The organism is Citrobacter sp. RHBSTW-00944 (assembly GCF_013615435.1).
GTDB classification, from domain to species: domain Bacteria; phylum Pseudomonadota; class Gammaproteobacteria; order Enterobacterales; family Enterobacteriaceae; genus Citrobacter; species Citrobacter braakii.
Genome location: NZ_CP055418.1, coordinates 4,633,328 through 4,647,459 on the forward strand (window position 1 = coordinate 4,633,328; position 14,132 = coordinate 4,647,459).

A 14,132-nucleotide genomic window follows, 5' to 3' on the forward strand; every position below is an offset into this window, starting at 1 on the left:
GTTTGCATCTACGCTTCGCGAATCTGTGCCTGAAGATAGTTCTGAAGTCCCATCTTCTGGAGCAGATCCAGTTCCGTTTCCAGCCAGTCAATGTGACCTTCTTCATCAGCAAGGATTTCGATCATCATATCCCGGCTAACGTAGTCATGGACGCTGTCGGCATAGGCAATGGCTTCACGTAAATCTTTAGCCCCATCGAGTTCGAGTCGAAGATCGGATTGCAGCATCTCTTCAACATCTTCGCCTATACCCAACTTACCAAGATCCTGTAAGTTTGGGAGCCCTTCTAAGAATAAAATACGCTCGATATATTTATCAGCGTGTTTCATCTCATCGATAGATTCATGGTACTCAACATCATTGAGGCGAGTCAGTCCCCAGTTTTTGAACATACGAGCATGGAGAAAATACTGGTTGATTGCGACAAGCTCATTTCCCAATAGTTTATTGAGATAATTTATGATTTTAACATCACCTTTCATTTTATAGTCCCTCCGCTTCCACTCTTAGAGCGTAGATGGGGCTACAGGGATGTCAAAAAAAAGAGTGTGACTTAGGCGATCTCTTTAAATTCTGGCATTTGCGTTAATTCATCCTGCATGACTTCGCGGGCAGCACGAATGCACTTACCGCATTGATTTCCAACAGGAATAAATTTACGCAATTGCTGAAAGGACTGAGGATGAAACTGGCGAACAGCCTGACGTATTTTTTTATCACTTATCGCATTACACAAACAAACGTACATGATCGCTCCCGTTCAATTTCTGCGCAAAGTGTAAATGAGAATAGTTATGATTACAATAGCACAACGCTATTTACGCAGCGGGAGAATGAATGAAAAATGCGAATAAATATGACAACAGCTAAATCGCGGACAGCAAAAAGGGCGCCGAAGCGCCCTTTTTAAGCTCAAAGCTAATTAATCAATAATTAGCTCATTACTTTAGCAACAACGCCCGCACCAACAGTACGGCCGCCTTCACGGATTGCGAAACGCAGACCGTCGTCCATCGCGATTGGGTGGATCAGGGTAACAACCATTTTGATGTTGTCGCCCGGCATTACCATCTCAACGCCTTCCGGCAGTTCGATGGTACCAGTCACGTCAGTTGTACGGAAGTAGAACTGCGGACGGTAGCCTTTGAAGAACGGAGTATGACGGCCGCCTTCGTCTTTGGACAGAATGTACACTTCAGATTCGAACTTGGTGTGCGGCTTGATAGAGCCCGGCTTAGCCAGGACCTGACCACGTTCGATTTCTTCACGTTTGATACCACGCAGCAGAACACCAACGTTCTCACCAGCACGGCCTTCGTCCAGCAGTTTGCGGAACATTTCAACGCCAGTACAGGTAGACTTAGCAGTCTCTTTGATACCAACGATTTCAACTTCTTCACCAACTTTGATGATACCGCGCTCTACACGACCGGTAACAACGGTACCACGACCGGAGATGGAGAATACGTCTTCGATAGGCAGCAGGAACGGCTTGTCAATCGCACGCTCTGGTTCTGGGATATAAGAATCCAGGAAGCCAGCCAGTTCGATGATTTTCGCTTCCCACTCTGCTTCGCCTTCCAGCGCTTTCAGAGCAGAACCACGAACGATCGGAGTGTCGTCGCCCGGGAAATCGTACTGAGACAGAAGTTCACGAACTTCCATTTCTACCAGTTCCAGCAGCTCTTCGTCATCAACCATGTCGCATTTGTTCAGGAACACGATGATGTACGGAACGCCTACCTGACGACCCAGCAGGATGTGCTCACGAGTCTGCGGCATCGGGCCGTCAGTCGCAGCAACAACCAGGATCGCGCCGTCCATCTGCGCAGCACCGGTGATCATGTTTTTAACATAGTCGGCGTGGCCCGGGCAGTCTACGTGTGCGTAGTGGCGAGTCGGGGTGTCATATTCAACGTGAGAAGTGTTGATGGTGATACCACGAGCTTTTTCTTCCGGCGCGTTATCGATCTGGTCGAATGCACGAGCAGCACCGCCGTAGGTTTTAGCCAGTACGGTGGTGATTGCAGCAGTCAGGGTAGTTTTACCGTGGTCAACGTGGCCGATGGTGCCGACGTTAACGTGCGGTTTTGTACGTTCAAATTTTTCTTTAGACACGGCTATATTCCTTACTATAGTGCTCTCCCCTGGGGAGAGAGCACGGGACTTAGGTTTTAATCCTGTGGCTTATTTACCACGGGCTTCAATAACGGCCTGAGCAACGTTGTTCGGCGCATCGTCGTACTTCAGGAACTCCATGGAGTAAGAAGCACGGCCTTTGGTCAGAGAACGCAGCTGGGTTGCATATCCGAACATTTCAGACAGCGGAACTTCAGCATGGATAACAACGCCAGTGACGTTGGATTCCTGACCACGAAGCATACCACGACGGCGGCTCAAGTCACCGATTACGTCACCGGTGTTCTCTTCCGGAGTCTCTACTTCAACCTTCATGATAGGCTCAAGCAGAACTGGTTTCGCTTTCTTAAAGCCATCTTTGAAGGCGATAGAAGCGGCCAGTTTAAACGCCAGCTCAGAGGAGTCAACGTCATGGTAAGAACCGAAGTGCAGACGCACGCCCAGATCAACAACCGGGTAACCAGCCAGCGGGCCAGATTTCAGCTGTTCCTGGATGCCTTTATCAACGGCCGGGATGTATTCGCCAGGAATTACACCACCTTTGATGTCGTTGATGAACTCGTAGCCTTTCGGGTTTGAACCCGGCTCCAGCGGGTACATGTCGATAACAACATGACCGTACTGACCGCGACCACCAGACTGCTTAGCGTGTTTACCTTCGATATCGGTAACTTTCGCGCGAATCGCTTCACGGTAAGCAACCTGAGGTTTACCGACGTTCGCTTCAACGTTGAATTCACGCTTCATACGGTCAACGATGATGTCGAGGTGCAGCTCACCCATACCGGCGATAATGGTCTGGTTAGATTCTTCGTCAGTCCAAACGCGGAATGACGGGTCTTCTTTAGCCAGACGGCCCAGAGCCAGACCCATTTTTTCCTGGTCAGCTTTGGTTTTCGGTTCTACCGCGATGGAGATTACCGGCTCAGGGAATTCCATACGCTCCAGAATGATCGGGTGATCCGGGTCACACAGAGTGTCACCAGTGGTCACGTCTTTCAGACCGATAGCAGCAGCGATATCGCCCGCGCGAACTTCTTTGATCTCTTCACGTTTGTTAGCGTGCATCTGTACGATACGGCCAAAACGCTCGCGTGCAGTTTTCACTGAGTTCAGGATGGTGTCACCGGAGTTAACCACACCAGAGTACACGCGGAAGAAGGTCAGGTTACCCACGAACGGGTCGGTAGCGATTTTGAATGCCAGAGCAGCAAACGGCTCTTCATCGCTAGCATGACGCTCAGCCGGAGTATCTTTACCGTCGTCCAGAATACCGTTGATCGCAGGTACGTCTACTGGGGATGGCAGGTAATCAATTACCGCATCCAGCATCGCCTGAACACCTTTGTTCTTGAACGCAGAACCACAGGTTACCAGGATGATTTCGTTGTTCAGAACGCGCTGACGCAGAGCTTTTTTGATCTCTTCTTCAGTCAGTTCTTCACCACCCAGGTATTTCTCCATCAGCTCTTCTGAAGCTTCCGCAGCGGACTCGATCAGGTTCTGGTGCCATTCTTCAGCCAGTTCCTGCATGTCAGCCGGGATATCTTCATAAGTGAAGGTTACGCCTGCATCTTCTTCGTTCCAGTTGATGGCTTTCATTTTCACCAGGTCAACAACACCAGTGAACGCTTCTTCAGCGCCAATCGCCAACTGCAGCGGAACAGGGTTCGCGCCCAGACGGGTTTTGATCTGACCAACAACTTTCAGGAAGTTCGCACCCATACGGTCCATTTTGTTAACGAACGCAATGCGTGGAACTTTATATTTGTTTGCCTGACGCCATACGGTTTCAGACTGAGGCTGAACACCACCAACTGCGCAGTAAACCATTACTGCACCATCAAGCACACGCATGGAACGTTCTACTTCGATAGTGAAGTCAACGTGCCCCGGGGTGTCGATGATGTTTACGCGATGCGGTTCATACTGCTTAGCCATACCAGACCAGAATGCAGTAGTCGCTGCGGAGGTGATAGTAATACCACGCTCCTGCTCCTGTTCCATCCAGTCCATGGTGGCTGCGCCGTCATGAACTTCACCGATTTTATGGTTTACACCGGTGTAGAACAGAATACGTTCGGTAGTAGTGGTTTTACCGGCGTCGATGTGCGCACTGATACCGATGTTACGGTAGCGCGCGATGGGTGTTGTACGAGCCATTTGATTCCTCGTTTATCTTTTAGGCGTTCAATTTAAGTAGCCCAAAGCGGGCTGCTTACTAGAAGCGCCCGCCTGGTGACTAAAACTCCGAAGGGATTACCAACGGTAGTGTGCGAACGCCTTGTTGGCTTCTGCCATACGGTGAACGTCTTCACGTTTCTTAACTGCAGTACCTTTGTTTTCTGCAGCATCAGAAAGTTCGTTCGCCAGGCGCAGAGCCATGGATTTATCACCGCGTTTACGAGCAGCTTCAACGATCCAACGCATTGCCAGGGCATTACGGCGAACCGGACGGACTTCAACTGGAACCTGATAAGTAGAACCACCAACGCGGCGAGACTTAACTTCGACAGTCGGACGCACGTTTTCAAGGGCTACTTCAAAAGCTTCCAGGCCATCTTTACCAGAACGCTGAGCCAGGGTCTCCAGCGCGCTGTATACGATGGTTTCTGCAGTAGATTTTTTACCATCTACCATCAGGATATTTACAAATTTAGCCAGCAGCTCTGATCCGAACTTAGGATCCGGCAGAATTTTACGCTGACCAATGACGCGACGACGTGGCATGGGAATACTCCGTTGTTAATTCAGGATTGTCCAAAACTCTACGAGTTTAGTTTGACATTAATATAAAACGTTTGGCCTTACTTAACGGAGAACCATTAAGCCTTAGGACGTTTCACGCCATACTTGGAGCGTGATTGCTTACGGTCTTTAACGCCGGAGCAGTCAAGCGCACCGCGAACGGTGTGGTAACGAACACCCGGGAGGTCTTTTACACGACCGCCACGGATCAGGATCACGGAGTGCTCCTGCAGGTTGTGACCTTCACCACCGATGTAGGAAGTCACTTCAAAACCGTTAGTCAAACGCACACGGCATACTTTACGCAGTGCGGAGTTTGGTTTTTTAGGAGTGGTAGTATATACACGAGTACATACGCCACGTTTCTGCGGGCATGCTTCCAGTGCAGGCACGTTGCTCTTTGCAACTTTGCGTGCGCGTGGTTTGCGTACCAGCTGGTTAACTGTTGCCATTAAATAGCTCCTGGTTGTAGCTTTCGCTTCGTAAACACGTAATAAAACGACCTCATACAATATGAGGACGCAGAATTTTAGGTCGGTGTCGAAAAGGTGTCAAGAAATATACAACGATCCCACAATTACCAGGACATCTGGCTGGGATGCTTCACCGTAAGTCTGACGAAGTCAGTATAGCTAACCCTGACGACACTGTCTGAAATTTGACCACCCAAGCCGCGAGCTTTAATGTCTTCTTCCAGTACATAGACCTTAATGGAGGCATTTTGCAGACTTTCAAGGAAACGGCTTCCTTCTATTGCCGCGGTCACGCCATCCTGAAGCAATAAAAGTTCATCGTCTTTATCAATCAGGCGAAGAAGAGAGGAGAAATCGGTAAGCCACGCGGAACGATGTAATGTGTGCAGCATGAGTATCTCAAAACCTTAAAATGACGTCATAGTTGCCTAGCTCACGGCGTAAATCTTCCGGTTCTAACGCTGTCGCATCGACCACAAAATTAACCCCCTGCTGGAGGCCCCGCTCGCGTAATGAGGCGGCACAAAGCCAACATTGATCGATATCGTACAACCCTAACAGCTTGAAGGTTGCGATATAGTCGCGAGCCAGCACGACATCCGGTTGTTGTCCCTGGAGGATTTGAAAAACGCCATCGCCGATAAAGAATACGCCGAGGTCTTCCGTTAATGCCGATGTCGCCAGTAAGGCATCTAACCCTTCGCGGCCAGACGAACTGCCATGCGGCACGGTAGAAAAGACAAAAGCAACACGTTTCATTAAAACTGCACCACGCGATCGCAGGTCAGGGATGCCTCAGCCAGCGAACCCAGCCCGCTGAGGTTAAAACCTGATTGTAAATTAGCCCCTGCCAGTCCCAATCGCTTCGCTTCTGTTTCATCAACGACGCCGCGACGCAGCGCCGCAGCTACACAGATATTCAGCGTCACGCCATGCTGCTGGTTCAGCTGTTGCCAGGCCCGCACCAGATCATATTCATCACTGGCAGGTGAAGTCAGGAAGTTGGCGTTATACACACCTTCACGATAGAAAAAGACGCTGCATAGGTCATGCCCTTCTTTGAGTAACGCATGAGCAAATTGCAACGCGCTGCTCGCCTGCTGCGTGCCATAAGCTGGCCCCGTCACCATAATGGCAAAACGCATTACTTGTCTTGCCCCTGGAAATCGCCGCTTTTGAACTGACGAATATAGAGGTAAACCGTGTGCTTGGAGATGTTCAGCCGATCGGCGACCTGGTTAATGGCATCTTTAATATCGAAAATACCTTTCTCATACAGATTCAGGACAATCTGGCGATTCTTGGCATTGTTGGAAACATTACGATCGGCATTCACTTCTTCAATCGTGAACTCCAACGTTTGGGTAACCAGGTCTTCCACCGAAGAAGCGAAGTTAACGGCAGAACCCACTTCCGGGGTTTCCGGTGGGATAAAGGTATTCATTATCTGCGAGAATGGAACATCAAGGTTCATGTTGATGCACAGCAGACCAATCACGCGATGCTCACGGTTGCGAATGGCAATCGTCACCGACTTCATCAAGACACCGCTTTTCGCACGTGTGAAGTAACACTTCGACACGCTGCTATCCGCACCCGTCATATCATGCAGCATACGCAACGCAAGGTCAGTAATCGGCGAGCCAATTTTGCGGCCCGTGTGTTCACCGTTAGCAATGCGGATGGCCGAGCATTTCAAATCCTGCAAAGAGTGCAATACGATTTCACAATGGGAACCAATGAGCATCGCCAACCCGTCCACAACCGCTTCGTAGGATTTGAGGATATCGAAATCGGTTTGATCGAAAGGACGTTGATCCAGTAAATCTAGCTCACTGGTTTCGTTGGTTAAAAGCGACCTGGACATGAAAAAAAGCACTCCTTTTCAGGAGCCTGTCGTTATGTTGTCAGGGCAGGCTCATCACTATTATAGGGGCATCTAAAGTAATACAGCGCACAAGGCGCTTTCCAGTATTAATTATATCCTGTCGATAATAAAAAACCGCCGCCCTGTGGGCGGCGGTGTCTGGTTACTTACTTTTTGCTGCTGTCCGCAGCTTTAGCAGCCGGTGCAGCATCTGGCTGCGCATCGGCTTTCGGTGCCGGTTTGATGTCTAACAGTTCAACATCAAAGACCAGCGTAGAGTTAGCCGGAATGCCCGGTACGCCGGTTTTGCCGTAAGCCAGATCCGGCGGGATAACCAGCTGGATTTTGCCGCCTTTCTTGATGTTTTTCAGGCCTTCGGTCCAGCCTGGGATAACACCGTCAAGACGGAAAGAGAGCGGCTCACCGCGGGTATAAGAGTTATCAAACTCTTTACCATCAATCAGCGTACCTTTGTAGTTGACTACCACGGTATCGCTATCTTTCGGTGCAGCGCCGGTACCTTCTTTCTCTACTTTATAGACCAGGCCAGTAGAAGAGGTTTTAACGCCCTTCTCTTTAGCAAATTTCTCGCGGTAAACTTTACCTTTGGCTTCATTGTCAGCCGCGTCTTTTTCCATTTTCGCCTGAGCGGAGCTCTTCACGCGTGCTTCAAACGCCTGCAGAGTTTGTTCGATTTCCTGGTCAGACAGTTTGCTCTTGTCTGCAAACGCATCCTGAACGCCAGCGATCAGCTGATCTTTATCCAGTTTGATGCCCAGTTTTTCCTGCTCTTTCAGAGAGTTTTCCATATAACGACCCAGGGACGCGCCCAGCGCGTAAGCGGCTTTTTGGTCGTCATTCTTGAATGCTGCTTTGCTGTCAGCAGTAGCGGCTGGTTTCGCAGCGTCAGCAGCGAAGGTGATCGGGGCATGCAGAGCAACAGCCATTGTGGTCGCCAGCAGCGTTACTTTAAACAGTGATTTCATCCATATCTCCAGGGCCGGGGCATCTCACCCCAAGGTTAGCTAACATAAAAATGTACTATAAAGCGTTGCAGAACAAATCAACATACGGGCACGCCCTATTATCACCACTTTTCAGACTCTTTTTGTTTAAATTAGTTTCGTGACCGAAGATTGAGTGCTGTGCAAACAGGCAAAGTTAAGTAGAATTCGCCGCAGTCCGCGATCTGCCGGAGAAAAAAGAAAGAGGTGAATCATGCAGGATACAACAATGGAAACTCGCCTGGCTGAACTGGAAAGTCGCCTGGCATTTCAGGAGATAACCATTGAAGAGCTCAACGTGACGGTGACCGCGCATGAACTGGAAATGGCAAAACTCCGCGACCATCTGCGTTTATTGACGGAGAAGCTCAAGGCAACGCAGCCGTCCCACATCGCGTCGCAGTCTGAAGAGACCCCGCCGCCACATTATTGAGACATAAAAAAAGCGGGATATTCCCGCTTTTTTTTATGCAGTATAACGATTAGTGGCAACCGCAACCGCCGCCGTTACCTTTACCGCCACCGCCGCAGCAGCCTTCGCCACCGTGCTCGTGACCATGGTCGTGACCGTGACCACCGCAGCAACCGTCATGACCGTGGTCATGATCGTGGTCGTGACCGTGCGCACCGTGAACGTGGCCGTGAGCCAGCTCTTCTTCGGTCGCTTCGCGGATAGCGACAACTTCTACGTTGAATTTCAGATTCTGGCCAGCCAGCATGTGGTTACCGTCAACCACAACGTGGTCGTCTTCCACTTCGGTAATTTCTACCGGTACTGGACCCTGGTCAGTTTCAGCCAGGAAACGCATGCCAACCTGCAGTTCGTCAACGCCCATGAAGACGTCTTTAGGAACGCGCTGCACCAGGTTTTCGTCGTACTGACCGTATGCGTCGTTTGCGCCAACAGCAACATCGAATTTGTCGCCAACTTCATGACCGTCCAGCGCTGTTTCCAGGCCAGAAATCAGGGAACCGTGACCATGCAGGTAGTCCAGCGGTGCACTCACCGGAGACTCATCAACCAACACACCGTCTTCTGTACGTACCTGATAGGCCAGGCTGACCACCAGGTCCTTTGCTACTTTCATGATATCTCCTGAGCATGGAAAGAATAGTGGCGCAGATTGTAGCGGAATTCTGCACCCGTGTACCCTCTAGCTTAAAAAAAGCTGCGCCATATCGCTAGTCCGGATGAAAAATCCCGATCACTTGCTCTTCTTTGCGAACGTGCTCGCGCGCCTCTTTATCCGCTTCCCGCATCTGATGACCGCACTTAACACACTCAACAATATCGATATTATTTTCGCGCCACATCGCCAGCGTATCCTGCGCCTGGCAGGACGGACATTTTGCGCCTGCGATAAAACGTTTACGAATTGCCATGGTTACCTCTACTCAAATTCATCCCAGCCATCCAGCTGACGTCGCTCTTGCTGCATCTCTCGTTGGAAAATCTCCTCAAGCTCGCGCCGGGCTTCCCTGGCTCGGGAGATTTGTACCGTATCCGTGTGCATGGGGATCAGTTCCCGCAACATGCGCATATCCAGCCGCCGAAAATGCAACTGAGCGCGCTGAGCCTGGTGCGGATGCATCCCTAGCGTAACCAGCGTTTTTCGCCCTAACTCCAGCGCACTGGAAAACGTTTCGCGGGAAAACTGCGTCACACCAGCCTGTAATAACTCATGCGCCTCTACACGTCCGCGCGCACGCGCAAGAATATGCAAATGCGGAAAATACTGTTGGCACAGCTCCACCAGCTTCATAGTGTCTTCAGGTTCATTACAGGTAATAACAATAGACTGTGCGGCTTCTGCACCCGCGGAACGCAATAGATCCACCTGCGTGGCATCACCGTAATAGACCTTATAGCCATATTTGCGCATTAAATTCACTGCGCTGATATCTCTTTCCAGGACGGTAATACGCATTTTATTGGCCATCAACAGACGACCAATAACCTGACCAAAGCGCCCGAAACCCACCACAATCACCTGCGGTTTATCATCTTCCACCCAGGGTTTTTCATCTTCTTCATCCGTGCCGTTAAACTGGCGGGAGAGCCATTTATCAATCAACTTCATCACCAGCGGTGTGGTCATCATCGACAGCGTGACGGTCACCAACAACAGCGCCATTTGGTCACCCTGAAACAGCCGTTGGGAAGAGGCCGTTGAAAACAGCACGAAAGCGAATTCACCGCCCTGGCTTAAAACCCCGGCAAACTGCATCCGTTCTGAGCTTCTCATGCCGTTAAGACGCGCCAGTACATACAGCACCAGCATTTTTACGACCACCAGCACTATCACGCTCGCCGCCACCCACAAAATATGGGTATAGAGCACGCCAAGGTTAAGCGACATACCTACGGAGATAAAAAACAGGCCAAGCAACAGGCCTTTAAACGGATCGATTGCCGTTTCCAGCTCATGTCGGTATTCGCTTTCCGCCAGCAGAACGCCCGCGATAAAGGTCCCCAGCGCCATCGACAGACCCAGCGCATCCATAAATAAAGCAGAACCCAGCACTAACAGCAGCGTGGCGGCGGTGAACACTTCCCGCACGCCAGAATCCGCAATAAAGCGGAAAACCGGACGCAGCAAATAGCGCCCACCAATCAGCATGCCGGCAAAGGCCAGCACCTTCATCCCAACTTTGATCCAGTCAAAATGTTCGTCAGCAGATCCCGCCAGCAGCGGAACCAGCGCCAACGCGGGGATCACCGCCAGATCCTGAAACAGCAGCACCGAAAAGCCCAGCTGTCCGGATTCACTGCGATTCATGCCTTTTTCGCGCATCAACTGTAGCGCCATAGCGGTGGATGACATCGCCAGACCAATGCCGCCAACCACTGCCGCCTGCCAGGAGAACGCTGTAAGCATCAGTAGCCCTGCCAGCACGACTGCACTTAGCATCACCTGCGCGGCGCCGACGCCAAAAATTGAACGCCGCAATTGCCACAGTTTGGCTGGATTAAGTTCCAGCCCAATGATGAACATCAGAAAAACTACGCCCAGTTCGGAAAAGTGTAAGATTTCATCCACATCGCTGATGAACCCTAATCCCCATGGGCCAATAGCAATCCCCGCCAGCAAGTAACCCAGCACCGGACCGATACCCAGTTTTGAGGCCAGAGGAACGGCAGCCACCGCCGCGAAGAGGAACAACACGCCGGCAGTCAATAAATCAGAACCTTCCATCAGCGGCCTCCCACAGGGATCGGATTCGCCAGCCAGTCGCCATACGCTTTCGCATGGCTGTCCAGCTCCTGCTTCGTTTGCCGTCTGGCCCAGTAGACAATGATAGGGCTCATCCAGTGCATGCGGCACATACCGGCCGTTAGCTCAAAAGGGCGCAGTACATCGCTCATTGGATAACGGTTTAGCGCGTCATAGCGGTAGGCGCTTTCCGGCTCGCCGGTAGTGATAACGCTCCGCCAGTACTTTCCCGCCAGTTGATTCCCCCCGGGGCCGCTGGCAAATCCTCGGCTCAGTACGCGGTCAAGCCACTCCTTTAACAACGCCGGGCAGCTATAGGTGTAGAGCGGATGCTGAAAAACAATCACATCATGCTCGCGCAGCAGCGCCTGCTCATGCGGAATGTCGATAAAAAAGTCAGGATAGTGCGCGTACAGGTCGTGCACGGTAACATTGCTGAGCTGCATGGCCGGTTTAAGCAGTACCCGGTTCGCGACCGAGTCCTGAGATTCCGGATGGGCATACAGCAGCAAGACTTTCGCTGGCTGGAACATCATCCCCCTCCCGGTTTTGTCTTTTGTCTATTTTCGACGTTTTGGGCTACCATTGCGCCTCGGTGCGGCAAATGGCCCACACATTACATTATCATAATGATAAATTAACATAGTCTGAACATACGGCGCCTTATGATTGTTTTCTCATCGTTACAAATTCGTCGCGGCGTGCGCGTCTTGCTGGAAAATGCCACGGCCACCATTAATCCAGGGCAGAAAGTTGGCCTGGTAGGTAAAAATGGCTGCGGTAAATCTACCCTGCTGGCATTGCTGAAAAATGAACTTAGCGCCGACGCCGGAGGATTTACCTATCCGGGAAACTGGCAGCTCGCGTGGGTTAATCAGGAAACGCCTGCGTTGCCACAGCCGGCGTTGGAGTATGTGATTGACGGCGACCGCGAGTATCGTCAACTGGAAGCACAGTTGAACGATGCCAACGAACGTAACGATGGACACGCCATTGCCACCGTCCATGGCAAGCTGGATGCCATCGACGCCTGGACTGTGCGCTCACGCGCCGCCAGCCTGCTGCATGGCCTCGGCTTCTCCAACGAACAGCTTGAACGTCCCGTCAGCGATTTCTCCGGTGGCTGGCGTATGCGTCTCAACCTGGCTCAGGCGCTGATTTGCCGTTCAGACCTGCTGCTGCTCGATGAACCGACCAACCACCTCGATCTCGACGCGGTGATCTGGCTGGAAAGATGGCTGAAAAGCTATCAGGGCACGCTGATTTTGATCTCCCACGACCGCGACTTCCTCGACCCGGTGGTGGATAAAATTATTCATATCGAACAGCAAACGATGTTCGAGTACACCGGCAACTACAGCGCGTTTGAAATCCAGCGTGCGACCCGCCTCGCACAGCAACAGGCAATGTACGAAAGCCAGCAGGAGCGCGTGGCGCATCTGCAAAGCTATATCGATCGTTTCCGCGCTAAAGCCACCAAAGCAAAGCAGGCGCAGAGCCGTATCAAAATGCTGGAACGCATGGAGCTGATTGCCCCTGCGCACGTGGACAACCCGTTCCACTTCAGCTTCCGCGAGCCGGAAAGCCTGCCGAACCCGCTGTTAAAGATGGAAAAGGTCAGCGCCGGCTACGGCGACCGCGTCATTCTCGATTCGATCAAACTGAATCTGGTACCGGGGTCTCGCATCGGCCTGCTCGGACGCAACGGCGCGGGTAAATCTACGTTGATTAAGCTGCTGGCCGGCGAACTGGCCCCCATCAGCGGCGAGATTGGCCTGGCAAAAGGCATCAAGCTGGGTTACTTCGCACAGCACCAGCTGGAGTTTTTACGCGCCGATGAATCACCTATTCAGCACCTGGCGCGCATGGCGCCGCAGGAGCTGGAGCAGAAACTGCGAGACTACCTCGGCGGATTCGGCTTCCAGGGCGATAAAGTCAGCGAAGAGACTCGCCGCTTCTCCGGAGGTGAAAAAGCGCGTCTGGTGCTGGCATTGATCGTCTGGCAGCGCCCGAACCTGCTGCTGCTTGATGAACCGACCAACCACCTGGATTTGGATATGCGTCAGGCGCTGACCGAAGCGCTGATCGATTTCGAAGGCGCGCTGGTTGTGGTCTCGCACGACCGTCACCTGATTCGCTCCACTACCGATGACCTCTATCTGGTGCACGACAAGAAAGTCGAGCCGTTTGATGGCGATCTTGAGGATTATCAGCAGTGGCTGAGCGATGTGCAAAAACAGGAAAACCAGAGCGACGAACCGGCAAAAGAGAGCGTTAACAGCGCCCAGGCACGTAAAGACCAGAAGCGTCGCGAAGCTGAACTGCGCACCCTGACGCAACCGCTACGTAAAGAGATTACCCGTCTGGAAAAAGAGATGGAGAAACTGCACGCACAGCTGGCACAGGCGGAAGAAAAACTCGGCGATAGCGAACTGTACGACCAAAGCCGCAAAGCCGAACTCACGGCATGCTTGCAGCAGCAGGCCAGTGCGAAATCCGGACTGGAAGAGTGCGAGATGGCCTGGCTGGAGGCTCAGGAACAGCTTGAGCAGATGCTGGCCGAGTAATCATGAGTGCCGGATAAGGCGAAGCCGCCATCCGGCACTATAGCCGATGATTGCCTGCTGACTGACTCGCGACAAAATCACATATTGGCTAACCCGCACGCGCTGTGCGCGGTATAGTT

At 51.7% G+C, this 14,132-nt stretch carries 17 protein-coding genes; 2 read left to right on the forward strand and 15 right to left on the reverse strand.

The window, feature by feature from the left end; all coding sequences use genetic code 11:
• Positions 1-8 precede the first annotated feature (8 nt).
• The 11 genes from bfr to fkpA form a co-directional block, all read right to left on the reverse strand.
• Entirely contained in the window at positions 9-482 is a 474-nt protein-coding gene (bfr, locus tag HV334_RS22565) for a bacterioferritin (RefSeq protein ID WP_016154761.1), read from the reverse strand.
• Between the two features lie 71 nt (positions 483-553).
• A complete protein-coding gene (bfd, locus tag HV334_RS22570; protein ID WP_003031111.1) occupies positions 554-748 on the reverse strand; it encodes a bacterioferritin-associated ferredoxin in 195 nt (64 codons plus the stop codon).
• 185 nt (positions 749-933) lie between these two features.
• Positions 934-2,118 (reverse strand): elongation factor Tu, encoded by a 1,185-nt coding sequence (gene tuf, locus HV334_RS22575; protein ID WP_003031109.1) that lies wholly within the window; start codon positions 2,116-2,118, stop codon positions 934-936.
• 69 nt (positions 2,119-2,187) lie between these two features.
• Entirely contained in the window at positions 2,188-4,302 is a 2,115-nt protein-coding gene (gene fusA / locus HV334_RS22580; protein ID WP_016154762.1) for an elongation factor G, read from the reverse strand.
• 96 nt (positions 4,303-4,398) lie between these two features.
• Positions 4,399-4,869 (reverse strand): 30S ribosomal protein S7, encoded by a 471-nt coding sequence (gene rpsG / locus HV334_RS22585; RefSeq protein ID WP_016154763.1) that lies wholly within the window; start codon positions 4,867-4,869, stop codon positions 4,399-4,401.
• Between the two features lie 95 nt (positions 4,870-4,964).
• Positions 4,965-5,339 (reverse strand): 30S ribosomal protein S12, encoded by a 375-nt coding sequence (gene rpsL, locus HV334_RS22590; protein ID WP_003023654.1) that lies wholly within the window; start codon positions 5,337-5,339, stop codon positions 4,965-4,967.
• 125 nt (positions 5,340-5,464) lie between these two features.
• The gene (tusB, locus tag HV334_RS22595) at positions 5,465-5,752 is read right to left on the reverse strand and encodes a sulfurtransferase complex subunit TusB (protein WP_016157620.1); all 288 of its coding nucleotides are present in this window, start codon (positions 5,750-5,752) and stop codon (positions 5,465-5,467) included.
• A gap of 7 nt (positions 5,753-5,759) precedes the next feature.
• On the reverse strand, positions 5,760-6,119 hold the full coding sequence (tusC, locus tag HV334_RS22600) for a sulfurtransferase complex subunit TusC (protein WP_049041316.1): 360 nt from the start codon (positions 6,117-6,119) through the stop codon (positions 5,760-5,762).
• Entirely contained in the window at positions 6,119-6,505 is a 387-nt protein-coding gene (gene tusD / locus HV334_RS22605) for a sulfurtransferase complex subunit TusD (RefSeq protein ID WP_047501481.1), read from the reverse strand. The genes tusC and tusD overlap by 1 nt, the downstream gene beginning before the upstream one ends.
• A complete protein-coding gene (locus HV334_RS22610; RefSeq protein ID WP_003023643.1) occupies positions 6,505-7,227 on the reverse strand; it encodes a transcriptional regulator in 723 nt (240 codons plus the stop codon). The genes tusD and HV334_RS22610 overlap by 1 nt, the downstream gene beginning before the upstream one ends.
• 167 nt (positions 7,228-7,394) lie before the next feature.
• The gene (gene fkpA / locus HV334_RS22615) at positions 7,395-8,213 is read right to left on the reverse strand and encodes an FKBP-type peptidyl-prolyl cis-trans isomerase (protein WP_016154767.1); all 819 of its coding nucleotides are present in this window, start codon (positions 8,211-8,213) and stop codon (positions 7,395-7,397) included.
• 232 nt (positions 8,214-8,445) lie between these two features.
• Here fkpA and HV334_RS22620 point away from each other — a divergent pair, with 232 nt between their 5' ends.
• The gene (locus HV334_RS22620) at positions 8,446-8,664 is read left to right on the forward strand and encodes a protein SlyX (RefSeq protein ID WP_003023639.1); all 219 of its coding nucleotides are present in this window, start codon (positions 8,446-8,448) and stop codon (positions 8,662-8,664) included.
• Between the two features lie 49 nt (positions 8,665-8,713).
• On the opposite strand, the gene slyD is transcribed toward HV334_RS22620, so the two are convergent.
• From slyD to kefG, 4 genes are all read right to left on the reverse strand, one after another.
• Positions 8,714-9,319 (reverse strand): peptidylprolyl isomerase, encoded by a 606-nt coding sequence (gene slyD, locus HV334_RS22625; protein ID WP_003023634.1) that lies wholly within the window; start codon positions 9,317-9,319, stop codon positions 8,714-8,716.
• A 94-nt stretch (positions 9,320-9,413) separates the two neighbouring features.
• Positions 9,414-9,614 (reverse strand): YheV family putative zinc ribbon protein, encoded by a 201-nt coding sequence (locus HV334_RS22630; RefSeq protein WP_016154768.1) that lies wholly within the window; start codon positions 9,612-9,614, stop codon positions 9,414-9,416.
• A gap of 8 nt (positions 9,615-9,622) precedes the next feature.
• Positions 9,623-11,428 carry a glutathione-regulated potassium-efflux system protein KefB gene (gene kefB / locus HV334_RS22635; protein WP_043018546.1) on the reverse strand — a complete coding sequence of 602 codons (1,806 nt, stop codon included), beginning with the start codon at positions 11,426-11,428 and terminating at the stop codon, positions 9,623-9,625.
• Positions 11,428-11,979 carry a glutathione-regulated potassium-efflux system ancillary protein KefG gene (gene kefG, locus HV334_RS22640; RefSeq protein ID WP_003023629.1) on the reverse strand — a complete coding sequence of 184 codons (552 nt, stop codon included), beginning with the start codon at positions 11,977-11,979 and terminating at the stop codon, positions 11,428-11,430. Before kefG ends, kefB begins: the two co-directional genes overlap by 1 nt.
• Before the next feature lie 132 nt (positions 11,980-12,111).
• Between kefG and HV334_RS22645 the strand changes: the two genes are divergently transcribed.
• Complete coding sequence (locus tag HV334_RS22645; RefSeq protein ID WP_047358155.1) at positions 12,112-14,013, forward strand: ABC transporter ATP-binding protein; 1,902 nt, start codon at positions 12,112-12,114, stop codon at positions 14,011-14,013.
• Positions 14,014-14,132 lie beyond the last annotated feature (119 nt).

Coding starts and splice junctions, on each gene's coding strand:
- bfr (WP_016154761.1), bottom strand. CDS start 482: ATGAAAGGTGATGTTAAAATCATAAATTATCTCAATAAACTATTGGGA.
- bfd (WP_003031111.1), bottom strand. CDS start 748: ATGTACGTTTGTTTGTGTAATGCGATAAGTGATAAAAAAATACGTCAG.
- fusA (WP_016154762.1), bottom strand. CDS start 4,302: ATGGCTCGTACAACACCCATCGCGCGCTACCGTAACATCGGTATCAGT.
- rpsG (WP_016154763.1), bottom strand. CDS start 4,869: ATGCCACGTCGTCGCGTCATTGGTCAGCGTAAAATTCTGCCGGATCCT.
- rpsL (WP_003023654.1), bottom strand. CDS start 5,339: ATGGCAACAGTTAACCAGCTGGTACGCAAACCACGCGCACGCAAAGTT.
- tusB (WP_016157620.1), bottom strand. CDS start 5,752: ATGCTGCACACATTACATCGTTCCGCGTGGCTTACCGATTTCTCCTCT.
- tusC (WP_049041316.1), bottom strand. CDS start 6,119: ATGAAACGTGTTGCTTTTGTCTTTTCTACCGTGCCGCATGGCAGTTCG.
- tusD (WP_047501481.1), bottom strand. CDS start 6,505: ATGCGTTTTGCCATTATGGTGACGGGGCCAGCTTATGGCACGCAGCAG.
- HV334_RS22610 (WP_003023643.1), bottom strand. CDS start 7,227: ATGTCCAGGTCGCTTTTAACCAACGAAACCAGTGAGCTAGATTTACTG.
- fkpA (WP_016154767.1), bottom strand. CDS start 8,213: ATGAAATCACTGTTTAAAGTAACGCTGCTGGCGACCACAATGGCTGTT.
- HV334_RS22620 (WP_003023639.1), top strand. CDS start 8,446: ATGCAGGATACAACAATGGAAACTCGCCTGGCTGAACTGGAAAGTCGC.
- slyD (WP_003023634.1), bottom strand. CDS start 9,319: ATGAAAGTAGCAAAGGACCTGGTGGTCAGCCTGGCCTATCAGGTACGT.
- HV334_RS22630 (WP_016154768.1), bottom strand. CDS start 9,614: ATGGCAATTCGTAAACGTTTTATCGCAGGCGCAAAATGTCCGTCCTGC.
- kefB (WP_043018546.1), bottom strand. CDS start 11,428: ATGGAAGGTTCTGATTTATTGACTGCCGGCGTGTTGTTCCTCTTCGCG.
- kefG (WP_003023629.1), bottom strand. CDS start 11,979: ATGTTCCAGCCAGCGAAAGTCTTGCTGCTGTATGCCCATCCGGAATCT.
- HV334_RS22645 (WP_047358155.1), top strand. CDS start 12,112: ATGATTGTTTTCTCATCGTTACAAATTCGTCGCGGCGTGCGCGTCTTG.